Origin of the sequence: Terracoccus sp. 273MFTsu3.1 (assembly GCF_000383675.1) — a bacterium.
Classification (GTDB): domain Bacteria; phylum Actinomycetota; class Actinomycetes; order Actinomycetales; family Dermatophilaceae; genus Terrabacter.
This window is the reverse complement of record NZ_KB911827.1, coordinates 97,730-123,621: the sequence shown is the minus strand read 5'-3', so window position 1 is coordinate 123,621 and position 25,892 is coordinate 97,730. Positions and strand designations below refer to the sequence as shown.

The 25,892-nt window shown below is 70.9% G+C and carries 25 protein-coding genes and 1 riboswitch; of the genes, 8 read left to right on the top strand and 17 right to left on the bottom strand.

The features are described 5' to 3' along the window. Positions 1-37: 37 nt before the first annotated feature. The gene (locus tag H283_RS0120340) at positions 38-952 is read right to left on the bottom strand and encodes a glycerophosphodiester phosphodiesterase family protein (RefSeq protein WP_020145372.1); all 915 of its coding nucleotides are present in this window, start codon (positions 950-952) and stop codon (positions 38-40) included. Positions 953-1,230: 278 nt separating this feature from the next. On the opposite strand from H283_RS0120340, the gene H283_RS26940 reads away from it, so the two are divergent. Then, entirely contained in the window at positions 1,231-3,462 is a 2,232-nt protein-coding gene (locus H283_RS26940) for an FG-GAP-like repeat-containing protein (RefSeq protein WP_020145371.1), read from the top strand. 51 nt (positions 3,463-3,513) lie between these two features. Here H283_RS26940 and H283_RS0120330 read toward each other — a convergent pair whose 3' ends face one another. The 4 genes from H283_RS0120330 to H283_RS0120315 all read right to left on the bottom strand — a co-directional run bounded on the left by H283_RS0120330 (position 3,514) and on the right by H283_RS0120315 (position 6,181). After that, a complete protein-coding gene (locus tag H283_RS0120330; RefSeq protein ID WP_043650284.1) occupies positions 3,514-4,221 on the bottom strand; it encodes a VOC family protein in 708 nt (235 codons plus the stop codon). Positions 4,222-4,241: 20 nt separating this feature from the next. Then, a complete protein-coding gene (locus tag H283_RS0120325; RefSeq protein ID WP_020145369.1) occupies positions 4,242-4,814 on the bottom strand; it encodes a DUF664 domain-containing protein in 573 nt (190 codons plus the stop codon). A gap of 105 nt (positions 4,815-4,919) precedes the next feature. Next, positions 4,920-5,453, bottom strand: a complete 534-nt coding sequence (locus tag H283_RS0120320; protein ID WP_020145368.1) for a GNAT family N-acetyltransferase — start codon at positions 5,451-5,453, stop codon at positions 4,920-4,922. An 83-nt stretch (positions 5,454-5,536) separates the two neighbouring features. Continuing rightward, a complete protein-coding gene (locus H283_RS0120315; protein ID WP_020145367.1) occupies positions 5,537-6,181 on the bottom strand; it encodes a cupin domain-containing protein in 645 nt (214 codons plus the stop codon). 355 nt (positions 6,182-6,536) lie between these two features. On the opposite strand from H283_RS0120315, the gene H283_RS0120310 reads away from it, so the two are divergent. Beyond that, entirely contained in the window at positions 6,537-7,460 is a 924-nt protein-coding gene (locus H283_RS0120310; protein ID WP_020145366.1) for a hypothetical protein, read from the top strand. A 52-nt stretch (positions 7,461-7,512) separates the two neighbouring features. On the opposite strand, the gene H283_RS0120305 is transcribed toward H283_RS0120310, so the two are convergent. From H283_RS0120305 to H283_RS0120265, 9 genes are all read right to left on the bottom strand, one after another. Beyond that, the gene (locus H283_RS0120305; protein WP_028785780.1) at positions 7,513-8,073 is read right to left on the bottom strand and encodes a dihydrofolate reductase family protein; all 561 of its coding nucleotides are present in this window, start codon (positions 8,071-8,073) and stop codon (positions 7,513-7,515) included. Positions 8,074-8,237: 164 nt separating this feature from the next. Then, positions 8,238-8,900: a Type 1 glutamine amidotransferase-like domain-containing protein gene (locus H283_RS0120300; protein ID WP_020145364.1), complete on the bottom strand. Its 663-nt coding sequence runs from the start codon at positions 8,898-8,900 to the stop codon at positions 8,238-8,240. Between the two features lie 105 nt (positions 8,901-9,005). Continuing rightward, positions 9,006-9,617: an NADPH-dependent FMN reductase gene (locus tag H283_RS25945; protein WP_020145363.1), complete on the bottom strand. Its 612-nt coding sequence runs from the start codon at positions 9,615-9,617 to the stop codon at positions 9,006-9,008. Then, the gene (locus tag H283_RS25940) at positions 9,614-11,038 is read right to left on the bottom strand and encodes an NtaA/DmoA family FMN-dependent monooxygenase (protein WP_020145362.1); all 1,425 of its coding nucleotides are present in this window, start codon (positions 11,036-11,038) and stop codon (positions 9,614-9,616) included. The genes H283_RS25945 and H283_RS25940 overlap by 4 nt, the downstream gene beginning before the upstream one ends. A 13-nt stretch (positions 11,039-11,051) precedes the next feature. Continuing rightward, positions 11,052-12,278, bottom strand: a complete 1,227-nt coding sequence (locus tag H283_RS0120285) for an LLM class flavin-dependent oxidoreductase (protein WP_020145361.1) — start codon at positions 12,276-12,278, stop codon at positions 11,052-11,054. Next, positions 12,275-12,832: a cysteine dioxygenase family protein gene (locus tag H283_RS27910; RefSeq protein ID WP_020145360.1), complete on the bottom strand. Its 558-nt coding sequence runs from the start codon at positions 12,830-12,832 to the stop codon at positions 12,275-12,277. The genes H283_RS0120285 and H283_RS27910 overlap by 4 nt, the downstream gene beginning before the upstream one ends. Before the next feature lie 248 nt (positions 12,833-13,080). Then, a riboswitch (SAM riboswitch) is annotated at positions 13,081-13,193 on the bottom strand. Between the two features lie 113 nt (positions 13,194-13,306). Then, entirely contained in the window at positions 13,307-14,077 is a 771-nt protein-coding gene (locus tag H283_RS0120275) for an amino acid ABC transporter ATP-binding protein (protein ID WP_020145359.1), read from the bottom strand. After that, positions 14,074-14,883 (bottom strand): amino acid ABC transporter permease, encoded by an 810-nt coding sequence (locus tag H283_RS0120270; RefSeq protein ID WP_020145358.1) that lies wholly within the window; start codon positions 14,881-14,883, stop codon positions 14,074-14,076. The genes H283_RS0120275 and H283_RS0120270 overlap by 4 nt, the downstream gene beginning before the upstream one ends. A 39-nt stretch (positions 14,884-14,922) precedes the next feature. Then, positions 14,923-15,756, bottom strand: coding sequence for an ABC transporter substrate-binding protein (locus H283_RS0120265; RefSeq protein ID WP_020145357.1), 834 nt, complete (start codon positions 15,754-15,756; stop codon positions 14,923-14,925). A 367-nt stretch (positions 15,757-16,123) separates the two neighbouring features. Between H283_RS0120265 and H283_RS0120260 the strand changes: the two genes are divergently transcribed. Both H283_RS0120260 and H283_RS0120255 read left to right on the top strand, forming a co-directional pair. Beyond that, positions 16,124-17,050 (top strand): cation transporter, encoded by a 927-nt coding sequence (locus tag H283_RS0120260; protein ID WP_020145356.1) that lies wholly within the window; start codon positions 16,124-16,126, stop codon positions 17,048-17,050. A gap of 111 nt (positions 17,051-17,161) precedes the next feature. Further along, positions 17,162-18,433, top strand: coding sequence for a hypothetical protein (locus tag H283_RS0120255; RefSeq protein WP_020145355.1), 1,272 nt, complete (start codon positions 17,162-17,164; stop codon positions 18,431-18,433). A gap of 27 nt (positions 18,434-18,460) precedes the next feature. Here H283_RS0120255 and H283_RS0120250 read toward each other — a convergent pair whose 3' ends face one another. The 3 genes from H283_RS0120250 to H283_RS0120240 all read right to left on the bottom strand — a co-directional run bounded on the left by H283_RS0120250 (position 18,461) and on the right by H283_RS0120240 (position 21,571). Continuing rightward, positions 18,461-19,393, bottom strand: a complete 933-nt coding sequence (locus H283_RS0120250) for a hypothetical protein (RefSeq protein WP_020145354.1) — start codon at positions 19,391-19,393, stop codon at positions 18,461-18,463. 136 nt (positions 19,394-19,529) lie between these two features. Beyond that, positions 19,530-19,976: an SRPBCC family protein gene (locus H283_RS0120245; RefSeq protein ID WP_020145353.1), complete on the bottom strand. Its 447-nt coding sequence runs from the start codon at positions 19,974-19,976 to the stop codon at positions 19,530-19,532. Beyond that, positions 19,973-21,571: an NAD(P)/FAD-dependent oxidoreductase gene (locus H283_RS0120240; protein WP_156023348.1), complete on the bottom strand. Its 1,599-nt coding sequence runs from the start codon at positions 21,569-21,571 to the stop codon at positions 19,973-19,975. Before H283_RS0120240 ends, H283_RS0120245 begins: the two co-directional genes overlap by 4 nt. Positions 21,572-21,729: 158 nt before the next feature. Here H283_RS0120240 and H283_RS0120235 point away from each other — a divergent pair, with 158 nt between their 5' ends. The 4 genes from H283_RS0120235 (at position 21,730) to H283_RS0120220 (ending at position 25,790) form a co-directional block, all read left to right on the top strand. Then, positions 21,730-22,227: a hemerythrin domain-containing protein gene (locus H283_RS0120235; RefSeq protein ID WP_020145351.1), complete on the top strand. Its 498-nt coding sequence runs from the start codon at positions 21,730-21,732 to the stop codon at positions 22,225-22,227. 179 nt (positions 22,228-22,406) lie between these two features. Continuing rightward, on the top strand, positions 22,407-22,826 hold the full coding sequence (locus H283_RS0120230) for a hypothetical protein (protein WP_020145350.1): 420 nt from the start codon (positions 22,407-22,409) through the stop codon (positions 22,824-22,826). 266 nt (positions 22,827-23,092) lie between these two features. Then, on the top strand, positions 23,093-24,184 hold the full coding sequence (locus H283_RS0120225; RefSeq protein ID WP_020145349.1) for an acyl-CoA desaturase: 1,092 nt from the start codon (positions 23,093-23,095) through the stop codon (positions 24,182-24,184). Positions 24,185-24,290: 106 nt separating this feature from the next. Then, entirely contained in the window at positions 24,291-25,790 is a 1,500-nt protein-coding gene (locus tag H283_RS0120220; RefSeq protein ID WP_020145348.1) for an arylsulfatase, read from the top strand. Positions 25,791-25,892: the final 102 nt, after the last annotated feature.

The window sequence follows — 25,892 nt, the reverse complement described above, 5'->3', positions numbered from 1 at the left end:
ATTCGAGCAGGGCGAGCGATGGCGTATGCCGTGTGGCTCAGCGGGGCGCGTACGCCTTGGGCAGGCGCATGCCGCGGTCGGCCATGACCTGGCGGACCCGGTTCGGGTAGTCGGTGATGACGCCGTCGACGCCGAGGTCCATGAGGGCTCTGACCGTGGCCGGGTCGTCACAGGTCCAGGGGATGACCTCGAGCCCTCGTGCGTGGGCCGCGTCGACCATGGCCCGGTCGGGGTAGAAGCGGAAGCCGGGGTCGGAGACCGTGCCGTTCTGCGGGAAGCCGTAGTTCGGCGAGAGCGCCGTGAGCCCGGGCACCGCCGCCGCGGCGGTCGCGACGAGGTCACCGCCGAAGTCGTCGGCGTCGACACCACCGAGCCAGGGCGACGCGCCGGCTTCGACCTTCGTCTCGATGTTGAGGGTCACCTGCTTGGCGCGGAAGGACGTGACGAGGTTCAGCACGTCCGCCAGCTCGACCATCCGGAAGCCGGGCACCCTCTCCTGCTCGGGGAATCCCGGCAGCTGCTGGTAGCCGCAGTCCATCGTCCTGATCTGGGCGAGGGTCAGGTCCTTGATGTACTTGCCGACGTAGGGGTACATCCGGTCGCCGGCCGTGACGGGGGCCGTGTCGCGGCACTTCTGGGCGCTGACCTGACGGTCGTGGTTGACGACGACCTTCTCGTCCTTGGTGACCTGCGTGTCGAGCTCGAGCGTGGTCACGCCGAGGCGCATCGCCTTGGCGAAGCCCTCGAGGGACTCCTCGGTCGTCATGCCGATCCCCCCGCGGTGCGCCTGCAGGTCGAAGTGGGTCTGCTGGGGCAGGACCGCGTGGGAGCCGGCGGCGGCGTCGGTGCCGGCGTCAGCGACGACTGAGGTGGCGGCGGCGCTCGGGCCGAGGGTCAGTGCTGCCAGTGGGCCGGCCAGGGCCAGGCTGACCAGGAGACGGCGTACGTGCATCGGAGATCCTTCGCTCGGGGCTGGACTGGCCCCTCGACGCTAGGGACCTCTCGCATGGCCGTGGTGCCCTCGACGTGGCGCTTCCGTGAACCCTGGCCGAACACGGACGAAGCGGACGCCGAGCGCACCTCCGCCGGAACCGACACCTGCGCACCGTCAGGCCGTATGCTGCGCTCGGTTTCATCCGTCCGACAGGGGGACTCATGTTCCGGTACGTCCATGCCCGACGCCGACTGGCCGCGCTCCTGGCCGTGGGGGTCGCGGTTACCACGGTTGCGATGACCGTGTCCGCTCCGTCGGCCTGGGCGACGGACGACGTCTCCCCCCGGATCGACACCATCTCGTTCACGTCCGCGCCCGACGTGTCCCCCGGCGACCCCGTCACGATCTCGTACTCCGTCACGGACGCGTCGTCAACCGTGTCGATCGTCGCCTCGTTCGTCGACGGAGCGGGCCGGCGAACGGAGTGGGACTTCGGCTCGCACCTGCCCCTGTCCGGTGTCGCGTCGTCGACGGTGCCCGACGGCCTGGCCGACGTGCCCACCTCGCTTCTCCTGCTCACGGTCACCGACGAGAGCGGCAACAGCACCGAGTACCGGGCCCACGGCATGACGTGCGACCCTGCCTGCCCCGGTGCGACCCACGACCTGTCGTTCGCCACGACACTGACCGTCACGGGCTCGACGCCCGACGAGGTCGCACCGGTCGTCACGTCGCTGGCCCTGGCCGCACCGAGCGTCGCCGTGGGCACGCCGGCACGCCTCGCACTCGACGTCGACGAGGCGCACCCGCCTGTGACCTCCCTGGCCTCGATGGCGTATGCCGTCTTCACGAACGGGAGCTACTCGTTCCGTCTGACCGGCGACCCGACGGCCTTCGGGTCGGTGGGCGGGGTCGTGCCGACCTCCGTGCCGAACGGTCCCTACCGCCTCGACTCGGTCTACGTCCGTGACCTCGCCGGCAACACGGCGACCTACCGCGCGTCGGGCAGCGTGCAGGTGTGGCCGCAGGGAAGCGCCGGTGGCCCGACGACGCACACGCTCCCCTTCGCGTCCACGACGGTCACGGTGACGGGGTCGTCCGTCGACGTCACGTCACCCGTGCTCTCCCGCCTCGCCTGGATGACACGGCCGACGACGAGCGGCTCGACCGGAACCCTCTCCTACGGCGCGACGGACGAGGCCCTCGCCTCGGTGACGATCCACTACCAGTCGTCCACGGGCTTCCAGACGCCGCTCTGGTGGGAGCTCACGTCGTCGCTCACCGGTCCCGGCACCGGTGTCACGACGGCCCGGCTCCCCAGCATGGGCACCGGCTCATGGGTCGCCGACTCGGTCGTGCTGCGCGACGCGGTGGGCAACTACAGCGAGTACGACCGCGGGGGCATGCTGAGCTGCAACCGTGCCTGCGCGACGACGCACGCCATCGACCTCTCGACCCTCGACCTCGCGGTCATCGCCGCGCCGACGGCACCCTCCTACCTCGCGGCCGTGCCCCTCGACCGGTCGCTCCGCGCGCAGTGGGATCCTCCCAGCGAGACCGGCAACAGTGCGGTCACCGGCTATGCCGTCACCGTGTCACCCGGCGGCAGGACGTACACCGTCGGCGGGAGCGCCCGCAGCCTGACCGTGACCGGCCTGGCCGACCACACGGCATACACCGTGTCGGTGCGTGCCCGGAACGCCGCGGGACTCGGGCCGGCGCGCGCGGCGAAGGCGACCACCCGTCCGCGGCAGCGGCTCTTCATCACCACCGACGTCAGCAACGACGGGCGCGCCGACATCGTCGGCGTCACCCACGGGAACGTCGCGTACCTCTACCGCGGCAACGGCAGGGGTGGGATCACCGGAAGCACCAAGGTCGGCTCCGGCCTCGGCGACGTGCGCACCCTGCTCCCGGCCCTGGCCAAGCCGACCGACGACTTCTTCGGCGGCAACGTGCTGTCCGTCAGCTACACGGGGACGGACGAGTCGTGGTGGGCCTACAACGGCAACCGGCTCGTCCCCTTCAACTCGATCTCACCGTCGACGTTCAACGCCTACCGGCACATCGTGACCCCGGGCGATGTCAACGGCGACGCCAAGGCCGACGTGCTGACGATCGCCGACAACGGAGACATGTATCTCTGGGCCAACCGGGACTGGGCTCGCTTCTGGGGACCGCGGAAGATCGGCAGCGGGTGGCAGTCCTACACGACGGTCGTCGGGGTCGGCGACCTCGACGGCGACCGCCGCGACGACCTCGTCGCCCGCCGGAGCGACGGGACCCTCTGGTTCTACGGTGGCACCGGCACCGCTGGGTTCCGCGCTCGTACACAGATCGGCACGAGCAAGGGCTGGAACGGCTTCACCCAGCTGGCCGGCATGGCTGACTTCACCGGCGACGGCCGCAAGGACCTGCTCGCTCTCGCCCCGAACGGCTACCTCTACGTCTTCACCGGCACCGGCACCGGCAGAGGAGGCTTCACCAGCCGGATCCTCGTCTCCAAGGGCTTCGGCAGCTTCATCTGAGCCGCCGTGGTCCGGCGTGCCGGACGTGCCGGACGTGCCGGACATGGGGCTTCAGTCCTGCTTCACCGCAGCCACGTCGACGCAGAGGACTCCCCTGTTGCCGTCCTGGTCGGCGACCACGGTCAGCGCGGGCGCGTCGCTGTCGTCGACGACGGTCCCGCCCGCGGCGAGCACGGCGGCGATCCGCGGTGCGGCAGCCTCGGGAGCCACGTAGACCTCGACGTGGAAGCGCTGACCCGTGGTCTGCTGCTCGTCCGCGTCCCCGAACCACAGGTTGGGCACGCGCCCGGTGGCGTCCCGGATCTCGTCGCTGGGGGTCCCGCGTCCCTGGGACTCGGCGCTCCCCGTGAGGAGGGCGGCCCAGACCGGGGCGATCCTCGACGAGCGCGCCGTGTCGAGGCCGAGCTCGAGGTCGCTGACCGACGCCGGGTCAGCCCGGAGCCCGTGGTCGGCCGCGATCTCGGTGATCCGTCGCGCGAGGTCGACGTCCTGCTGGGTCACCCATTCGACGACGTGCTCGGTGCCTTCGTCGTCGCGGTAGATCGCGTCGTGGCTGACCAGCTTGAGGTCGACACACTCCGCACCGATGGACACGCGCGGGTGGTGGTGGAGCGCGTCACCCGCCTCGCCCACTGCGGCGACGAACCGGACGCCCGCGCCGAAGCCGTCGACGAGATAACGGGCGTGGAGTCCCTGGGCCAGCTTGCGCCACTCGCCCAGGTCGGCCTCGGCGATCTGTGCGCTCCTCAGCATGTCCATGGACGGGACCCTAGCCGCGATCAGGGCACCGGGAAGTCGCTCGGGGCACCTTCTCCCGTCGCGCCGTCGACCTGCTCGCGGAGCAGGTCGGCGTGTCCGGTGTGGCGGGCGTACTCCTCGACCATGTCGGCCAGCAGGCGGCGCAGGCTCATCCCGTCGTGGGTCCTCTGGTCGAGGCCGCCGCGCGACAACGCCTCCGTCAGCGACTCCCTGGACCGGTGCACGGTCTCGACCCAGAGGGCACGCAGGGCGTCAGGGGTGTCGTCGGCCGCCGTGGTCCAGGCCCAGTCGTCCCAGTCCTTCTCGAGATCCAGCGCGTCGAAGGGCGGCATGAACGGGCGACCGGCGAGCCGGTCCTGGAAGTAGAGCTCCTCGACCCATGCCAGGTGTTTGAGAAGGCCGCCCAGCGTCACCGAGGACGCGCCGAGCCGAAGACCCATCCCCGCGGCGGCGACGTCCCAGCACTTCCACGCGAAGGTCAGCCGGTTGCGTTCCAGGGTGATCACGGCTGTGTCGACCTCGTCGCCGCGCATGAAGCGCTCGAGGTCCCACTCCGGTGGCTGGCCGGGCGTGAAGCCGAAGGTGCTCGTCATGCGTCCACCCTAGAAACGGATCCGGACGAGAGACGTCCGCAACCCTTGGTCGACCACGACATGGTGCCCATTCGCCCCGGCGGCCGAGGCGGCACACGTCAGCGTTCAACCGTCCCGGGTCAGCTCGAACAGCTCGCAGGAGGTGTCCATGTAGCGGGTCGTCGTGCCCCGGTGGTGCATGCCGAGGCGTCGGCAGACGGCGTGCGAGGCGTGGTTGTCGGGATGGGTCACGGCGATGATCCGGCTCTGGCCGCGAGCGAACACGTCGCCGGACGCAGCACGCGCAGCCTCGGTCGCGTATCCGTGGCCCCACGCGTCCGGGTGCAGGTGCCAGCCGATCTCCACGTCCGCGGGGTCGGCTGGAACTTCCCCTGCTGACAGTGGAACGGGTTTGAGCAGAAGGTTTCCCAGCCGTGCGCCGTCCCGGTCGGTGATGATCCAGATGCCGTGGACGGGATGTCCGCTGATGGCGCGTCGGCGTTCGATCGAGGCGAGCGCCTGGCTGCGGGAGGTCATGGTCGTCGGGTCGGCTCCCAGGTGGCGCACGACCTCCCAACGGCCCTCGAGGTCGAGGAGGAAGTCGGCGTCACCGGCATCCCAGGGTCGGAGAACCAGTCGCTCTGACGTGATGGTTCGCATGGGCGCAACCTAGCGAACGACCCGATCCCGGTGCTCGACGTGCTCCGACCGTGTACCCCGGACTGCCGTGCGCGGACCCGCTTCTAGTGCCTCATCAGGTCCTGGAACGCTGGTTCGTCCCGAAGCGGATCCAGGTCGGAGTCGGTTCGTGCCGCCGCCCTGAACTCGTCCGACATCTCGATGGCCTGTCGGAGGTGGTCGAGGGCCTCGCTCGTCCGACCGCACTGACTCTCGCAGCAGGCGAGATTGAAGAACAACATCGGGTACTGCGGGTTGGCGTCGACCGCCGCTGCCAGACGGACGGCGACCTCGGCGTACTCCCCCGCCTGGTACCGGGGGGCCAGCGGAGCCCACAGCTCCCAACCTCGCGCCGCGTAGGCCTGACCCGGCGTGCCCTCGATCGCCAGCAGAGTCGTGTCGCTTTCAATGGCTGAGGCCTTTCGCCTGGTGCCGGGCGGCGCGAAGACGAGGGTGCCGGTGGGCGCGTCGACCCGGTCGCCGTCGACCTCGAACACCGCATGGCCCCGCAGCACGAGGAACAGCTCCTGGTCAGCGGTCGGGTCGTCGGCGTCGTGTTCGTTGATGAGGACGTCACCCGCCGAATGGGCGGTCCACACCGTGGCGCCGAAGGCCGAGATGCCCAGGTGATGGCGGACAGGTCGGTAACGGGCCCCTGCGTCGCTGAGCTCATCGATCTCATCCAGGTGGGCGATCGCGTAGTCGGTCATGGCCCGGCTCCTTCGCGTGACGAACGTTGCCTGGGACGTTACGGGCCCTTCCGGACGGTCGGCGTCCGGAAGGGCGCGGGATCTGCAGGTCAGCCACGTGGGCAGAGCCCCTCGCCGGCAGTCGCCGGTAACGCTGGTCGGACGTCCCGTCCTCGGCGAGGCGGATCGTCTCCACCAGCCGAAGCTGGGCGGCGCGAGCCGCCCCTTCGACGGGCGTCCGGCCTCGTGTGAGGCTGCCGACACGTCGGCTCAGGTTGCCTCGCCCACGGGCTACCGTGGAGCAAGAGGCGTGCGCGGAGCGCGCCGAAGGGCTCCGCCCGAGCGCAGGCCTCGTAGCCGAGGAGGTCGGTAGCCCATGGCTGCCCAGCACGTCGCCGGTCGGGTCGAGGACAAGGTCCGGGGCACGGGACCACCACCGGGCGTCGTGGTCGCCCTCCTGCGCGCGGGCCCGCGCCTGACCGCTGCCCGCGTGCTCTCGCTCGTGGTCCTCGCCCTCATGCTCGTCCAGTCCCTTCTGGGACTGTTCGTGCCCGGCCTCTACCCCGAGCAGGCCTGGGCGATCGCCGCGCTCCGCGGCAACGACCTCGTGACACTGGTCGTCGTCGTTCCCGCGCTCGCGCTGAGCCTGTACCTCAGCGCGACCCGCGCCTCGGCGACGTCGGTCGCCATCTGGCTCGGCCTGCTCTTCTACGGGATCTACAACTACGCCTACTACGCCTTCGGCGCTGCGTTCAGCGACGTCTTCCTCCTGCACGTCGCCGCCTTCTCGGCCTCGACGTACGCCCTGATCATGCTCGGGTCGAGCCTCCAGGTCGAGGCCGTGGCGGCCGGTATCCGCACCGGACCGGCGGCACGGTGGGTCGCGGTCTTCACGACGCTGCTCGGGGCGGGGCTCATCGCCGCCTGGGGGACCCTGTCCGTGCGGTTCGCCGTGACCGGCCGGCTGCCCGTCGACGTCATGCCACCGCCGGCGATCCACCTCGTCTACGCTCTCGACCTCGGCGTTCTCGCGCCGGCCTTCGTCGTCTCCGGCGTCCTGCTGTGGCTGGGCCGCCCCTGGGGCGCCGCGCTCGCTGCGGCTGCCAACGTCTCCGCCGCGGCCTACCTGCTCGTCCTCGAAGTGGGCGGCGGCTTCCAGTCGAACGCCGGGATCGGCACCGCCACGTGGGCCTCCGCCCCGGCGATCGGCGGCACGGTGCTGTGTCTCCTCGCCGCGGTCACACTGCTCGGCGGGAAGGATCGGGCTGGAGCGCCTCGTGCACCAGCGGGGACGCACTGACCCAGGACGGGCGCGCATCACCGAGACGGCCATGGGACGTCACGCCCGGCCGTCACGCCATGGGCCGGTATCGCAGCGCGACCGCGCCCGACGTGAACTCCTCGCGATCCACGAGCTCGAGCTGGAGGCGCTCGTGCAGACCGGCGAGCAACGTCGGCCCGTGTCCGGCGAGGACCGGCTGCACGACGAACGCATACTCGTCGATGAGTCCCAGATCTGCCAATGCCAAGGGAAGCGTCACGCCACCCACGAACAGACCCTCGCCCGGCTCCTCCTTGAGCCGCTGGACCGCTTGCCGCAGGTCGCCTCGCACCAGCTCGGCATTCCAGTCGACCCCGCTCAACGTGCTCGACACGACGTACTTCTTCGTCCGGTCGATGGTCTCGGCGAACGGGACCTGCCACTCGTCCATCCAGTCAGGCCACGTGCCCGTGTCCGGCCGTCGCCACGCCGACGCCATCATCTCGTAGGTGACCCGGCCGAACAGCAAGGCATCGGCGCGTTGCAGCTCAGCGGTCCAGAAGCGCATCGACTGCTCGTCGGGAGGCAGGCCTGCCTCGTGATGGCAGCAGCCGTCGAGCGTGACGTTGATCGAGTATCGAAGTGGTCTCATCTCGTTGCTCTTCCTCGAGGCGCCCAGCACGTTCCTCATCGGACGGTACTCGGACTGTTGTCGGCGCCCTTGGCCCCTCGCACCGCGCGGTGGTCGCCTGACGCCGTACCGACGCCGTACCGACGCCGCGGTCGCTGAGTCGAGGTCGGCGCGCACCCGACGTGCTACGTCCCGAACGCGTGCCACTCGCCTTCGGAGACCACCTCGACGGAGTCGCCGACGACCGCGATGGCCGTCTGCTCGTCGATGGCATACGCCGGCCCGTCGATCTCGGCGGCCCATCGCTCGGCGTCCGCGAGGGTGTTCGTCGGGAAGGCGTTCAAGTGGGGGAAGATCGCGAACTCCACGAGCCCCAGGGTCCGATCGTCACTGGCCGCCGGCCAATTGACGAAGTCCGACCCGATTCGGGGTGCCATGACCATGCTCCCGGCGCTCACCCCGACCCAGGTCGTGTCGGTGAGGGAGGGCAGGTGGTCGACCAGGCCGGACTGCCGCAGCCAGTGACACAGGTACGTGGCGTCGCCGCCGTCGACGAGCAGGACGTCGGCCTCGTGGACCCATTCGACCCACCGCTCCGTGGCGATGGTGGGTAGGGCGGTCAGCTCGAGGACACCGACGGACTCCCACCCGAGCGAGGTCATGGCATCTCCCGGATCACTGCCACTGACGAAGCGGCGCACCGATGGCGGCCCGCACCTGGGGTGCCCCCACTGCGCGGTCGGGATGCAGAGCGCGGCCGATTCGGAGATCGGCTTGCCCAACATGCCGACGAGCGCATCGCGGATGCTGGGGTTCCTGACGCCGCCCGACGTGAGAAGCAGCTTCATCGCTGGGGCTCCTTGGCATGGCTGGGACTCCGGGAAACGGACGGGGCCGGCGGCGCCGGGGTGCTCACAGGTGGTCGCCGGTGTTGACACCGTACACACAGACCGTCACCGCGTGGGTGCACCAGCACGCACGGGTTCGGCCGGTGAACCGAGACCCAGCGCGGCGGCATACGTCCCCACCCAGCGGCTGACGTGCTCCTCCTGGTCGGCCACCTCGCTCTCGAGGAGCGCGACCGCGGGCGCAGGCACGTCGGCGCCGAGCTCGACGAGGAGGTCACGCAGCGCGGCCGCGACCGCGTCGCGGTGAGCAGGTGCGCCGGCGATCGCCACCGGCACCGCCACGACCCCGGCGAGGTCGCCCTGGCTCAGCTGGTCGAGAAACAGCTTGAGCAGTCCGCTGTAGGTCGCCTTGTACGTCGGGGTCGCCACGACGAGCAGCCGGGCGCGCCTCACGACACCGAACGGGTCCTCGACGGGAGCGGATGCCCGCGCCACCCGGGCCCCGAAGGTGACGCCGACCGCCTCCCCCAGCTCGATGACCACGGGCACACCCAGCCGTATGCCGTCCGGCGCGCCTCGTCCGTCCGCCGCCACCGTCTCGCCGAGCGAACGCACGACGAGGTCCGCCAGCGCTCGGGTGCGCGAGCCGACCCGCGGGTTGCCCACGAGCTCGACGACCTCGACCGCGGGGGCGTCCGCTGCAGCCGCCGCCGTCATGCGCTCGCCCTGGCGTCCGTCGCGACCGACACGGTCGGCGCGCCGTGAGCAGCCGACGCGCTCGACCCCCAGTCGGATGCGGGCCGCGCTGCACCCAGGCCGAGGTGGTCACGGAGGGTGGCCCCTTCGGTGTAGTCGCGGCGCAGGACGCCACGCTCCTGCAGCAGCGGCACCACCCGGTCGGCGAACTCGTCGAGTCCGCCCGGGGTGATGTGCGGGACGAGGATGAAGCCGTCGCTGACGTCGGTCGCGACGGCGTCCTCGAGCGTGCGGGCCACGGTCTCCGGTGAGCCGACGAAGGTCTGGCGACCGGTCAGCTCGATGACGACCTCGCGGATGCTGAGCCCCTTGGCCTCGGCCACGGCTCGGTAACGGGCGGCCTCGGCCACGGGGTCACCGACCTGCCGGGCCCGGCCGCGGACGATCGAGGACGCGTCGGAGACGATCGGGTCGACGGTCGGCAGCGGGCCGTCGGGGTCGTAGTCGGACAGGTCGCGGTTCCAGACCTGCTCGAGCAGGAGGATCGCCGTCTGCGGGCTCACCTGCTGGCGCCGCACCTCAGCCGCGCGGTCGCGGGCCTCGGCGTCCGTGTCCCCGAGCACGAACGTGGCGGCCGGCAGGATCTTGAGGTCGTCGGGCTGCCGACCGTAGCGCCCGAGCCGGCCCTTGACGTCACGGTAGAACGAGCGCGCGTCGTCCCCGGTGGAGTGACGGCTGAAGACGGCGTCCGCACTGCGCGCTGCCAGCTCGCGGCCGTCGCTCGAGTCGCCGGCCTGCAGGACGACCGGATGGCCCTGTGGGCTCCGGGGCACGGTGAAGCGGCCGGCGACGTCGAAGTGCTTGCCCCGGTGCTCGAAGTCCCCCGCGGAGGCGTCGGACAGGAAGTCGGTGCCTGCCGCCCGCACGGCGTCGGCCGGCCAGGAGTCCCACAGCTCGCGGGCCGTCGCGACGAACTCCTCGGCGCGCTCGTAGCGCTCGGCGTGCGGGAGGAACCCTCCGCGCCGGAAGTTCTCGCCCGTGAAGGCGTCGGAGCTCGTCACGACGTTCCAGGCGGCGCGTCCTCCGGACAGGTGGTCGAGGGTCGCGAGCTGGCGCGCGACCTCGTAGGGCTCGTTGAACGTCGTGTTGATCGTCCCGGCGAGACCGAGGTGCTCCGTCACCGCAGCCAGCGCGGCGAGGACGGTGAACGTGTCGGGCCGGCCGACGACGTCGAGGTCGTGGATCCGACCGCGCTGCTCGCGCAGCCGCAGTCCCTCGGCGAGGAAGAGGAAGTCGAACCGGCCGCGTTCGGCCGTCTGCGCGAAGTGCGTGAACGACGACAGGTCGATGTGGCTGCCCGACGCCGGGTCGCTCCACACCGTCGTGTTGTTGACCCCCGGGAAGTGGGCGCCGAGGATGACCTGCTTGCGAGGCTGCGACATGGGAGGTCCTTTCTCAGGCCGACGCGGGGGCGTAGCGGTTGACGGCGACAGGCAGACCGAGGCGCTCGCGCAGCGAGCCCGGGTCGTATGCCGTCCGGAAGGCCCCCGCACGCTGGAGTGCGGGCACGACCTCGTCCACGACCGCGACGAGGTCGTCGTCGACGACGGCCGGACGCAGCCGGAAGCCGTCGTAGCCGACGTCGTGCCAACGGAGCAGGAGCGAGGCGAGGTCGGCAGCGGTGCCGGTGAAGACGTGCGCGTCCGACGTGAAGGGCGCCCCGGCCGCCTCGTCGAGCCGGCGTCGCCGGGCCCGGGCGGCGTCGGTCGTGCTCCCCAGGACCACGACGAGGTCGGCGAAGACCATGAGGGGATGGGCGTCGCGCCCGACCCGCGCCTCCGCCCCTCGGACCTCGCCGACGATGCTCGCTGCCTGCTCGTCGTCGTGCGGCGTGACGAAGACGACGTCCGCCGAACGGGCCGCCAGCTCGTACGGGATGGTCTGGTGGGCCAGGGCGGTCACGACAGGCTGCCCTTGTGGCGGTCGCGGGGTGATCGACGGGCCGCGGACGCTGAAGTGGCGCCCCTCGAAGTCGACGTGGTGCAGCCGGTCCCGGTCGACGAACCGTCCGGTCGCGACGTCCCGGATCTCGGCGTCGTCCTCCCAGCTGTCCCAGAGCCGCCGCACGACCTCGACGTGATCGGCGGCCTCGTCGAAGCGCTCGCGCACGGCAGCACGGCCCTCGGGGCTGGAGGCGAGATCCCGCCGGATCGTGGGGCGGGTGCGGCGACCGAAGTGGCCGGTCTCTCCGGGTGTGCCGCCCACCTGCACCCGCCACCCCGCCCGCCCGCGGCTCACGTGGTCGAGGGTGGCGACGGCCTTGGAGACGTGGAACGGCTCGGTGTGGGTCGTCGTGACGGTGGGGACGAGGCCGACGTGCTGCGTGAGGGGCGCGACCGCGGCGGCGACGAGGAGCGCGTCGAGCCGCCCCCGCACCTGGTCGGTGCGGGTGTCGACGTCGTCGGAGAAGGGGTCGGCCGACTGGAGGTCGAGGCTGTCCTCGATCGTCACGAAGTCGAGCAGGCCGCGCTCCGCCGTGCTGGTGAGATCCGCCCAGTAGCGCGCGGTGAAGAGGTCTACCGGTCGCGCGCCCGGCTCGCGCCACGCGGCCGGGTACCATCCGGCACCGTCGAGGGCGACGGCGAGGTGGATCGGTGCGGCGTTGCGAGCGGGGCGAGTCACCAGTCGACTCCCTTCTGCTGGAGGTCGACCCGCCGGAGGCTCGTGCCGGAGAGCGCGTACGTCGTCATCTCGGTGAGGCGCGGCGAGTACACGTGCAGGCTCACTGCCGGGTCCGGGCCCTCGTTGCTCACGTGGTGCACGTAGCGGCGTCCGAACGTGCGCTGCTGTCCGGCCCGCAGACGGCCGACCTCCTCCCTGACCTGCGGCGTCCGGTCTGGAGTGGCCAGATCGGCGACCCGCTCGCTCAGCTGTCCCTGCAGGACGACGAACGAGCCGGCGCTCTGCCCGTGGTCGTGCCATTCCGTCCCCTGCCCGGGCAGCCAGGTGAGCAGCCAGGCCTCGTGGTCGGCCTCGGCGGCGATCCGGGCGTAGTAGCGGCTGATGGGGTCGAAGTCGACGAGGCCGGCCCAGAGGGCACGATCGCCCGCGAGGCGCCGAGCGGTCTCGGCGAGGTTGATCGCCGTCGGCGCGTCGAGCGTCGGCGGCGTCCCGAGGCTCGACGCAGCGAGCGTGGTGAGGGTGGTGGCCCGGTCGGGGCGGGTGCGCAGAGGCATGGCAAGGCTCCTGAACGTGTGAGGGTGGGTCGGGACGGATTACGCGGGACGCCGCGCGCTCCGGCCGGACTCCGTGGGTGCCGGCCAGGCTGCGCAAGCGGTCATCTGGTCGTCAGCCCGGACAGAGGGCGCTGCTCACCCGGGACAGGTCGACGTGCCGGCGGCGGTGAGCCCACAGGGCGTGGCCGCGGGATGGCCGCTTGGTGGTATGCGTCATGGGAACCCTTGTGTCCGTGGGGCCCTCGTCGAGCCCGCGCTTGCGTCGACCGACGGGTCGACGCCTGGTCCTCACCCGGGGCACCCCACCGCGGAGGAGGGTTGCCGCCCAGCAAGCCGGGGCTTGTCGCTGGGACTCATGACCTGCGACGAAGATAACATACTGATTTGGTAGGGATAATGGGCAGACCACTCCGTGAGATGCACCGAGGCCACGGACCGTCGGGTCCGTGGCCTCGGAGCGGGCACGGCCTGGGGCTAGAGCACCTGCGAGAGGAAGCGCTGGAGCCTGTCGGTCTCCGGCGACTCGAAGAGAGTGTCCGGCTCCCCCGACTCGACGACCCGGCCGTGGTCCATGAAGAGCACCTGCTGCGCGACCGACCTCGCGAAACCCATCTCGTGGGTCACGACGAGCATCGTCATCCCCTCCGCCGCCAGGTCCGCCATGGTGGCCAGGACCCCCTTGACGAGCTCCGGGTCGAGGGCCGAGGTCGCCTCGTCGAAGAGCATCACCTCGGGCTCCATGGCGAGGGCGCGCGCGATGGCCACCCGTTGCTGCTGACCTCCGGAGAGGTTGCCCGGGCGCACGTCGGCCTTGTGGGCCAGGCCGACCCGATCGAGGTGGTGCTGGGCCTGCTCCGCGGCGGCGTCGCGTGACAGGCCCTTGAGCCGCGTCAGGCCGAGGGTCACGTTGGCCCGGACCGTCTTGTGCGGGAAGAGGTTGAAGTGCTGGAAGACCATGCCCACCCGCTGACGCAGCGCGTCGGGGTTGTCGCGCAGCACGCTCCGGCCGTCGAGCAGCACGTCACCCCGGTCGGGCTCGAGCAGTCGGTTGACAACCCGCAGCAGGGTCGACTTGCCTGACCCCGAGGGGCCGATGACGCAGGCCGTCGTCGCCGCCGGGACGTCGAGGTCGACGCCGCGCAGGACGGGGTTGGAACCGAACGCGAGGTGGACGTCTCGGGTGGAGACGGCAACTCCACGGACCGTCGCGGGTGCGTCGATGGTGGTCGGGCTGCCGGTGGTCATCGTGCCTCCTGGGCCAGAGCGAGCGGTGCGTCAGCGGCGGCACGGTCCCCGTCCGCGTCCCCGTCCGCGTCCGCGTCGTCGAGCCGGGCGGGGCCGTCGGCCCGGCGGCCGTCACGCAGACGGCGGTCGACGGCATTGACGACGTGCGTCAGGGGGACGGTGATGAGCAGGTAGAACAGCCCGGCGAGGACGAGCGCGGACTGGTTGCCGGTGTTGGCCGCCGCGTCCTGCCCGATCCGGAAGAGGTCGCGCTGGCTCGCGAGCAGGCCGAGGAAGTAGACGAGCGAGGACTCCTTGACCAGCGCGATGAACTGGTTGACCAAGGCCGGCAGCACCCGGCGCACCCCCTGCGGGATGACGACGAGCCGCATCCCCGAGGGCCGGCTGAAACCGAGGGCCCGCGCCGCCTCGAGCTGGCCGTCGTCGACGCTCTGGATGCCCGACCGGAAGATCTCACCGATGTACGCGCTCGCGATGAGGGACAGCGCGAGGATGCCCAGCGGATAGGGGTTCGGACCCCAGATCTGCAGCCCCACCGGCGACAGCCCGACCCCGATGAGCAGGATCGTCACCGCGGCAGGGAGGCCACGGAAGATGTCGGTGAACACTCGTGCGGGCCAACGCAGCCAGCGTCGGTGCGAGAGCCCGCAGACGGCCAGAACCATGCCGAGCACCGTGCCGATCACCGCCGAGGTTAGGGCCAGGATGAGCGTGTTGGGCAGGCCGACGCGCAGCAGGTCGGGCAGCGCCTCGCGCATGGCGTCGAGGTCGAAGAACGTCTCGCGCAACGTGGTCAGGATGTCCATCCGACCCTCCTCTCGGTGATGGGTGCTACGGCGTCGAGGTCACTCGGCGGCGGCCGCGCCGCTGCCCGGCTTGAAGTCGGCCGGGATCTCCCGGCTCGGGTAGTACTGCTTCTGGAGCTTGGCCCACGTGCCGTCGGCGACGACGGCGTCGATGCCCTTGTCGAGCGCGGCGCGCAGCGTGTCGTTGCCGGGAGCGACGGCATACGCGATACCGCCCGGGTCGAGCTGCTTGGCCACGGCCAGCACCCTGCCGCCGGAGTCGCCCGCGGTCTTCTCGCCGATCTCGGCGGGGGTGATCCACGCGTCGGCCGTGCCGGCGCGGAGCTGGTTGAGCGCGGCGTTGTAGTCGGGGACGCGGACCGGGTCGAGCTTCTCGCGCGTCGCGTAGTCGTCCTGGACCGTGCCCTGGACGACGACGACCCGCTTGCCCGCGAGCTGGTCGAAGGAGGTGATGCTCGAGCCCTTCGGCACGTCGAGGCCGAGGAAGCCGAAGTCGTACGCGTTGGTGAAGTCGACGGTCTTCTTGCGGGCCTCGGTGATGCTGATCGACGAGGAGCCGACGTCGAACTTGCGGGTCTTGACCTGGGCGAGGAGCGAGCTGAACTCGGTACCGACGAACTCGACCTTGAGACCCAGCTTGGCGGCGACGGCGGTCAGCAGGTCGTTGTCGAAGCCGGTGAACGTCCCGTCCTTGAGGAAGACGTTCGGCGGCGCATCGGTGAGAGTGCCGGCCCGCAGGGTGCCGGGCTGCTGGAGGTCGTAGGGGTTGTCGGCCGAAGCCTGGCTCCCGGACGACCCGCCCGCGCAGGCGGCGAGCGAGAGCGAGACGAGGGCGACGGTGGCAGCCGCCACGGAGCGCTGGATGAGGGGCATGGGTGTGGTCCTTCTCGTTTCGGGCAGGTCAGGACGCGCCGAGGCGCGGCTCGCCGGGCGACGGTGCTGGCTGGGGGAACGGGCGTGTGCCGCACGCACGGAGCGGCGCCGCGAGGGGCGCGCCGGGGTGCGGCTAGGGACAGCGCCGCAGGGCGGCAGGCATCCCGCGTCGCGCGTCGTTCACGTTCAGAACGTTATAGGACACGTAACTCGCGGTGATAACCGGGTCCGGGTCTGCCCGCTCACCCGTCACGGGTGAGGACCGTCCGGCCGGCGACGACTAGCGTCCGAACGGCACCGGCCCAGCCGGCCTCCCGACGGCGGGACGCCGGCCGGGCCCCGACGGACGAGAGGGCGGTGCTCGAGAGTGGAACAGCCCAGCCCCACGCCCACCCGGAAGGCCGACGCCGACCGGGCGCTCCGCCTCTCCATCGCGGCGGGTGCGGTGTCCGGGGCGCTGGCGCTCGCCTGGGGCATCGTGTCGGGCACGCGCGTCATCCTCTTCGACGGCGTCTCCGCCGGCATCGGGCTCGTCATGAGCGTCCTCGCCCTCCGCGCCAGCCAGGCGGCCGAGCGCGGCGAGAGCGAGCTCTTCCCCTACGGCCGGCAGGCCTTCCTCCCCCTCACCATCGGACTGCAGGGGATCGCCCGTCTGGGCTTCACGGCATACGCCGTCACCGACGCCGTCATCGTCATCACCGAGGGTGGGGACGACGTCTCCACCAGGTCGGCGACGATCTACGCGGTGGTGGCCACCGTGCTGTGCCTCGTGACCTGGCGCTGGCTCGAGGCACGGTCCGGCACGAGTGAGCTCGTGGCCGCGGAGGCCGTGGGGTGGCGGATCGCCAGCCTCCTGTCGGTGGCGATCCTCGCCGGATTCCTCGTCGTGACAGCGCTGCCCGCTGGTGAGTTCAAGGACACCGCGTCAGCACTCGTCGACCCGGTGCTCGTCATCGTCGTGTCACTCATGGTGCTGCCCGCCCCGGTCGGCTTCGTCCGGACCATGGCGCGCGAGCTGCTCGAGATGACACCTCCCCCCGAGATCGAGCGGCCGGCGCGTCAGGCCGTGACCGAGGTGTGCGCCGGCATGGGGCTCATGAGCCCGGTCGTCCGCATGACCAAGACCGGGGGCCGCCTCTACGTGGAGGTCGACCACGTCGTCGCCGCCGGCGAGTGGGACGTCGCAGACATCGACCGGCTGCGGACGGCTCTCACGGCACGGCTCCACCACCTGTCCGTGGCCACGTGGATCAACGTCGAGCTGTCCTGCGACCCCGCCTGGCAGCAGGGCTGACGGCGTCAGCAGATCGGGGCGGATCACCCACGGAGGGGGAATCGGTACGCCCCGCTCCCCCGGCACGATCGCGAGACGACCACCCACCACCACGAGGAAGAGGAGGCCGCTGTGAACCCGGTGCTCGCGTTCGTCATCGTCATGCTCGTCTGGACCGTCAGCGACCTCGTCGCCAAGAGGACGAAGTCGCTGCTGTCCTCGCTCTTCGTCGCCTCGATCATCTTCTTCGTCGGCTTCCTCACCGACATCTTCCCCGAGGACCTCCTCGCGAGCTCGAGCCTCCTCGCGCTCGCCGGCGTCGTCGTCGGCTTCGTCATCGTCCACCTCGGCACCATGATCAGCCTCGACGACTTCAAGAAGCAGTGGAAGACGCTGCTCGTCGGCATCGCCACCGTCATCGGCATCGGACTTGCCCTGCTGCTGGCCGGATTCATCTTCGGGCCCCGGATCACCGGCTCCGCGGCCGACGGCTATGCGCAGGCTCTCGACTTCGTCATCGCCGGCACCGGTGCCCTGAGCGGCGGCACCATCTCGGTCCTCATCGTCCAGGAGGCGGCCCTCGGCGTGGGCCTGACGAGCATCGCCGTCTTCCCCGTCCTCATCGCCGCGCTCCAGGGACTCATCGGCTTCCCGCTCACCTCGATCATCCTGCGCCGCGAGGCCGCCCGCCTCAAGGAGGAGTACCGAGCGGGCACGCTGGCGCCGGTCGTGGCTGCCGGCGCGGCCGCCGCCGGTGGCGACAGCGGTCGCGCTGGCAGTGGCGGAGGCAGCGCGGCTCCACCCGTCGAGCCGGTGCCCGAGACGAAGCTGCCCGAGTCCCTGCGCACGACCGCAGGCACGCTCTTCATCGTCGGGGTCGTGGTGCTCCTCAGCCTCGGCATCAACAACGTCACCGACGGCATCCTCAACACGTTCGTCGTGGCCCTGCTCTTCGGCATCGCCCTGCGGACGACGGGGATCTTCAAGCCGTCCGTCCTGTCCGGGATCGACGCCTTCGGCCTCATGATGATCGCCATCATGATCCTCGTCTTCGGCCCCCTGGCGACGGTGAAGCCCAGCGACGTGTCGGCGTTGGCCGTGCCGCTGCTCATCGCCTTCGTCTTCGGGATCGTCGGGATCGCGGGCTTCTCGGCCCTCGTCGGCAAGCTTCTCGGCTACAGCGTGTCGATGTCCGTGGCGATCGGGCTCACCTCGCTCTACGGCTTCCCCGGCACGATGATCCTCTCCCAGGAGGCCGCCAAGGGAGCCGGGGAGAGCCCCGAAGAGGTGGCCGCGATCGAGAACCAGATCCTGCCCAAGATGATCGTCGCCGGCTTCTCGACCGTGACGATCACGTCGGTCATCGTCACGAGCATCATCGCCGGCCGGATCGGCGGCGGCTGAGCCGTCGCGCACCGGCTCCGGTCCCGGTCAGGGGGCCATCGCGGCGTACCCGGTGGCGTCGTGGATCGCCAGCCCGGCGTACGTCGCGTAGGCACGCGCCCCGGCGTTCACCTGGACCAGCTGGGCCTCCATGGCGGTCCGGGTCCAGCCGTAGAACGTCTGCTTCGTGTCGACGGCCGTCGACCCGAGGTAGTTCGTCTCCTGGCCGAGACGCACGGGCTTGCCGAGCGCGGCGCCGGCTGTGAGGGCGGGGGACGCGACGTCGAGCGTCCCGTCCGTGCCGGCCGCGGTGTTCCGGTAGGACATCACCGTGACCCCGGCCGTGCGCTTCATGATCTCCCGGTCCAGGGTCGAGGCCGCGCCCGTGGACGTGACGGCACGGATCGTGTTGAACCAGAAGGGGATGTCGGCCTCGATGGGGTAGGTGCCGGCGTTGGCCTTGAGCTTGTCGAGCAGCGTGAGGTACTTGCTGACGACGGACTGCTGGTCGGTGCCCCAGGCGGACGTGGAGTAGGGCTCGACGTCGACGTGGATGCCGGTGAAGAGGCCCGAGCTCTTGGCCGGCTTGAGCCAGTACGTGACGACCCACGTCGGGTTGTCGACCCAGCCGGGGTCGCCCCCGAGCGCGTCGACCCGGATGCCGGCAGCGCGGGCCCGGTCGCTCAGCGCCTTGATGTTCGGCAGCTGGCTCGAGGTGGCGAGGTTCGGCGGGACGGCGACGAAGAGCTGGTCGATGCCGGCGCCCACGGCCAGGTCGACGGTGGCCGCGGGGGTGCTCGTGTCCCACACCCACATGGCCCGGGTGTCCGGGGCCGAGGACGAGGCGGCGGTCACGGCCTTGCCGCCCGTTGTCGCTGCCGCGGCGACGGGAGCCATGGCGACCAGGGCGGCAGCGGTGCCCGCCAGTGCGAGGGCCCCGGCGACGAGGCGGGTGGTGCGGGCACGAGGGGTGCTGAACATGTGAGAGCTCCGGGACGAAGGGCGGCGGACCAGCCCTCCGAATTGTCCGGATTGCGCAAGACTCGCGCAGGCGTTTCGCAAGATTGCCGCAAGTTCCGCACAGCACCCGCAGGGACCCCGGCGGACCCCCGACCCGTCAGGCCGGGTCGGGCTGGGCGCGCTCGACGAGGATCGCCAGACGCCGGAGCGCCTCTCGGTTGCGGCGGTCGAGCACCACGTCGCGCACCGGTTTCGGGACGAGCTTCGCCGGCCCCTTCGTCGCGTCCTCCTCCATCGTCACCTCGGTGTCGGCCCCGCTCGCGCGGCAGGTGATCCGCACGACGCCCTCACCGGACGGCCAGGCACGTACCGTCAGCTCGAGCACCTCGGGCCGCTCGCAGCGGAGCACCGTCGTCGTGTCGTCGATGAGGAGCGGCCACGCGCCGACCGAGTGGTGGATGTGCGTGTCGGGCGCCGGCCAGCCGGGCGTCACGTCGCGCACCCGCGAGGCGCCGACGACCCACTGGCTGTAGCTCCACCCGTCGGCGAGGACGTCGAAGACCGCCTCGGGTGTGCCGTGGACGATCCGGGTCGTGGTGCTCATGTGCGCCTCCAGGGCAGTTGGATCGTGTGGTGCCACAGGGCCGCCCGTGCCGCATTCGCGCCACAGGCACCGTGCACGCCCCCGCCGGGGTGGGCCGAGGCGGATGCGAGGTAGAGGCCCTTGACGGGTGTCTCGGCGCGTCCGGACCCGGCGACAGGTCGGAAGACGAGCTGCTGCTGGAGTCCGGCGGTGCCGCCGTTGATGGCTCCCCCGACGAGGTTGCGGTCGCGCGCCTCGAGCTCGCGCGGACCCAGGACCCGTCGGGCCGTGATGCGGTCCCGGAACCCGGGGGCCCGGTCCTCGATGCGCTGCTCGATGCGTTCGGCCATGGCGTCGAGGTCGCCCTCGCCCCACGTGCCGCGCACCTCGCGCACGCCGGACCGACCGGCGGCCGCGTCACCGCGAACCCGTTGGGGGACATGGGTGTACGCCCACAGCGCCTCTCCCCCGGCCGGCACTCGTGTGGCGTCGGCCACCCCCATCTGGCCGACGAGGAGGAAGGGCTTGTCCGGGACGAGCCCGGCAGCCACCTGCCCACCGGTCAGGGTCATCTCGTCCATCGAGTCCGCGACGTGCACCGTGCCCGGACCTGCGGCCGGAGGCCCTTCCCACGGGACGGGGCCGTCGAGCGCCCAGTCGACCTTGACCGTCGACGGGTCCCACTCGAACCGCGCCATCCGGTGACGCAGTCGCGTCGGCAGGGCGTCCCACGGCACGAGCCCGCCGTAGAGGGCGGGTGCCGACACGTCGGCAAGGACAGCGCGGCGCGCGCGGATCTCGCGGGACGCGGTCCGCACGGCGACCGCCCGACCGCCCTCCACGCGTACGCCCTCGGCTCGCTCGCCGAGACAGAGCTCGCCACCCTTGGCCTCGAGGCGGGACACCATCGCCGCCGCCAGACGGCCCGCCCCGCCGCGCGGGACGGGGAAGCCGACGGACTGGCCCAGCAGGGCGAGGAGCAGACCCATGGCCGCCGAACCCGGCGACTCGAGACCGATGTCGGCGTGACCGGCGTTGCCGGCCACGAGCATGCGTGCAGACTCACCGCGGAAGAGCCGCTCGGTCAGGCTGCGGGCCGGCATCGTCATCTCGCGCAGCAGCTCCAGCCCGCCCGGTCGGAGCACCTGACGGGCCAGACCGACGCCGCCGCGCACGGGTGGGAAGGGACTGAGGAGTCCGCGCAGCACGTCGTCGCCGACGCGGTCCCACGTCTCGCAGAGCGCCAGCCACGCCTCGCCGTCGCCGGGTGCGTCCTGCTCGAGCCCCGAGGCGGTGGCCGCCCGGTCCCGGTGCAGGACCCCCCACCGGCCGTCGCCGAAGGAGTGACCGAGGACGGACGGGGCGTGCGACCACTCGAGCCCGTGCTCCTCGAGGTGGAGCCCGCGGATCGTCGGCGACGCAGCGGCCAGGGGGTAGAAGGAGCTGAAGGTGTCGTGCACGTGCCCGGGCGCGACGGCGTCGTCGCTCGACACCGCTCCCCCCGGCCGGCCCTGCTCCTCGAGCACGACGACCGACCATCCGGCGTCGACGAGGAGGTTGGCCGCCACGAGCCCGTTGGGTCCGCTGCCGATGACCACAGCATCCGTCGCCGTCACGATGTCCCTTCGTCCGCCTCCTGCTCGTCGTACCCCGTGCAGGGCCGTACGAACCCGAGGGCAGCGGCCCGGATGCGTGGGGACGTGGGTAAGACGGAGGTGGACGTCCCAGGGCCGACCCCTCGTCTGCAGCACCCACCCTCTCGAAGGAGTGCCCCATGTCGACCGATGCCATCGTCCTGCTCAAGCAGGACCACAAGGACGTGCGTGAGCAGTTCCGCGCCTTCCGCAAGCCCGACCAGACCCCGGTCCAGAAGCAGAAGATCGTCGACACGATCCTCGAGCTGCTGACCGTGCACACCTACATCGAGAACGAGGTCATGTACCCGCGCGTGCGGTCCCTGCTGCCCGACCTCGAGGACGACGTGCTCGAGTCCTACGAGGAGCACCACGTCGCGGACGTGCTCTGCATGGAGCTGGCGGCGATGGACGCCACGGACGAGCGGTTCGACGCCAAGACGACCGTGCTCATCGAGAACGTCGAGCACCACATGGCCGAGGAGGAGCAGGACTGGTTCCCCAAGGTCCGCGAGGGCCTCGGACGCAAGCAGCTCCAGGAGCTCGGCGAGGAGCTGCTCGCAGCCCGCAAGAGGGCGCCGCGCCGACCCGAGCAGCCGAGCGCGATGAAGAAGGCCATCGACGCGGTCGTCTCCTGACGGTCCGGCCGTCTGCCTGACGAGGTCACCCGACCCGTCTGCCTGACGAGGTCACCCGACCTCGTCAGGCTCCAGGCCCGCCGGCCGAGCGCCGGACGTGGCGATCTCATGCCGACCGGGTGAGGACGGCCCACCGCAGACCGGGTGACGATGAGTCATCGCCTAGCCCGGGAGGACGCATGACCAGCTCGCCCATCACCGCTCCGACCCGCCCGCACGGTTGGAAGTACGGGACCGTGCTCTTCGCGGGAACGGTGCTGCTCATCTCCGGCGTCCTGGAGTTCCTCCGTGGACTGTCAGCCCTCTTCGACAACACCCTCTACGTCAACACTCCCCGCTACATCTTCGCCTTCGACGTCACGGCCTGGGGATGGATCCACCTCGTCTGGGGCATCGTCCTCGTCGTGGTCGGAGGCCTCATCCTCGCCGAGCGGCCCATCGGTCGGATCCTCGGTCTGGTCCCTGTCTCTCTCGCGATGGTCCTCAACTTCGCCTCGATTCCCGTCTACCCGATCTGGTCCATCGTGCTGCTGACGCTCAACGCCCTCGTCATCTGGGCGCTGTGCACCGCCGGCTTCGCCGACGACGTCGGCTACTGACGCCGGCCCTCGCTTCACGACGGTCCTCGCGCACTGGCCGCGAGGACCGTCGTCGCGCGGTCATGCCACTCCGTACGCGTACACTCGGAGTCGTAGGCGAGTCCCTGGACCCCGGTCGCGTCCCTCCCGTGAACGTGACACCGCGCGTCGTCCGGCTCCCCCGTCCCCGCGCCGGTCACTCCTCACATGCCCGTGCATCCCCGCGTCGTTCTCGCGAACCGACCGGGAGCCACGGTAATCCCCGTGGCCGAAGGAGATCGATCGCCGTGAGCACCCACCATGACCAAACGACCGGGAGCTCGTTCACCGCTCTCACCCGCCAGGTGCACGACCTCGGTCTGATGCGTCGGCGGTACGCCTACTACTGGACCCGGCTCGTCGGCGCCGTCGTCGCGATGGCCGTCTGGGTCCTCACCGTCGTGTGGATCGGTGACAGCTGGTGGCAGCTCGTGCCCGCCGCGGTCCTCGCGGTGCTGATGACCCAGATCGCCTTCCTCGGTCATGACGCCGCCCACCGGCAGATGTTCCGCTCCGGCCGGATGAACGACTGGGTCAGCCTCGTCGTGGCCAACCTGCTCGTCGGCATCAGCTACGGCTGGTGGCAGAGCAAGCACACCCGCCACCACGGCAACCCCAACAAGGTCGGCTACGACCCCGACATCGCGCCCGGCGCCCTGGCCTTCACCCCCGAACAGGCCCAGCGTTCCGAGCAACCGCTCGTCCGATGGCTCGTGGCCCACCAGGGCTGGTACTTCTTCCCGCTGCTGCTGCTCGAAGGGCTGTCGCTGCACTGGGAGGGCATCCACCGCGTCGCAGGCCGTCGTCGCGTCGACCGCCGATGGGTCGAGCTCGCCTTTCTCACGACCCGCCTCGCGGGCCTGCCCGTGCTCCTGCTCCTCGTCATGTCGCCGGTCAAGGTCGTCGCCGTCCTCGCCGTCCAGCTCGCCCTGTTCGGCCTCTACATGGGCCTCTCGTTCGCGCCGAACCACATCGGCATGCCGCTCGTCGCGCCGGGGCTCAAGCTCGACTTCCTCAACCGCCAGGTCCTCATGAGCCGCAACATCAGCGGCGGTCGGTGGATGTCCGTGCTCCTCGGTGGCCTCAACCACCAGACCGAGCACCACCTCTTCCCGTCGATGGCCCGGCCCCACCTGCGGCGGGTGCAGCCGCTCGTCGTCGCCTACTGCGCGGCCGAGGGAGTGCGCTACACGCAGACGACGCTCTGGACGGCATACCGAGACGTCATCAGCCACCTCAACTCCGTCGGGCTCAAGGACAACGATCCGTTCCTGTGTCCCCTCGTCGCGAGCCGTCGGGCCCTCCAGGTCACCGGGGTGACGTCGCTCCCGCCCGGCTGACCCTGCGAGCGATGGTCCCAACCACCCGCTGCGGGTGAAGCCTTGGGCAGGGGCGCGACCTAGCGTGCAGGAACGGCACCAACCCGTTCCGCTCACTGGAGGCGACATGGCCGACCGCCCGAACATCCTCATCATCTGGGGCGACGACATCGGGATCAGCAACCTCAGCTGCTACTCCGAGGGACTGATGGGCTACTACACGCCCAACATCGACCGCATCTCCGACGAGGGTGCACGGTTCACCGACTACTACGGCGAGCAGAGCTGCACCGCCGGGCGGGCGGCGTTCATCACGGGACAGAACCCGTACCGCACCGGGCTCACGAAGGTGGGGATGCCCGGCGCCGACATCGGCCTGCGCGCCGAGGACCCGACGATCGCCACGGCGCTCAAGGCGCAGGGCTACACGACCGGCCAGTTCGGCAAGAACCACTTCGGCGACCGGGACGAGTTCCTGCCGACCGCGCACGGGTTCGACGAGTTCTTCGGCAACCTCTACCACCTCAACGCGGAGGAGGAGCCCGAGCTCGACGACTACCCGACGGAGGAGGAGTTCCCGAACTTCCGTCAGAACTTCGGACCCCGAGGTGTCATCCACTCCTGGGCCAACGGCGACGGCACGTCCCGGGTCGAGGACACCGGCCCGCTGACGAAGGAGCGGATGAAGACCATCGACGACGAGGTGGTGCCCGAGGCGCTGCGCTTCATGACCGACGCCAAGGACGCCGACACACCCTTCTTCGTCTGGCTCAACACTACCCACATGCACTTCCGGACCCATCTCAAGGACGGCAGCCGGGGCAAGGCCGGGCGGTGGCAGTCGGAGTACCACGACACGATGGTCGACCACGACGAGCTCGTCGGACAGGTGCTCGACTACCTCGACGAGAGCGGTCTCGCCGACAACACCATCGTCATGTACTCGACCGACAACGGGCCGCACATGAACACGTGGCCCGACGCGGGCATGACGCCGTTCCGCAACGAGAAGAACTCGAACTGGGAAGGCGCCTACCGGGTGCCGGCCATGGTCCGCTGGCCCGGGCACATCGAGGGCGGCCGGGTGCTCAACGGGATCGTCAGCCATGCCGACTGGTTCGTCACCCTGCTCGCGGCCGCCGGGGTGGACGACATCGCCGACCAGCTCCGGGCGGGGGCCGACCTCAGCGGCACGACGTACCGCGTGCACCTCGACGGCCACAACCAGCTCGACTACGTCACCGGAGCGTCGGAGACGAGCGCGCGCAAGCACTTCTTCTACGTCTCCGACGACGGCGACCTCACCGCGCTGCGCTACGACAACTGGAAGGTCGTCTTCCTCGAGCAGCGCGCCACGGGCACTCTCAACGTCTGGGCCGAGCCCTACACCGAGCTGCGCGTGCCCAAGATCTTCAACCTGCGCACCGACCCCTACGAGCGCGCCGACATCACGTCGAACACGTACTACGACTGGCTCCTGGACCACGCGTGGGTGCTCGTGCCGGCACAGACGTACGTCGCGCAGATGCTGAGGACCCTCGTGGAGTTCCCGCCCCGCCAGGAGCCGGCGAGCTTCACGGTGGCGAAGATCCTCGAGAAGCTGCAGGGTGGGATCGCCAGCACGTGACGAACCCCGACGCACCCAGGAGGGCTGCACGGATGAGTGACGGCCGTCGGGCCCGCCCGTGAGCAAGGCTGCCCGTCGCAGCCCCACCCGACGACGCCGCGT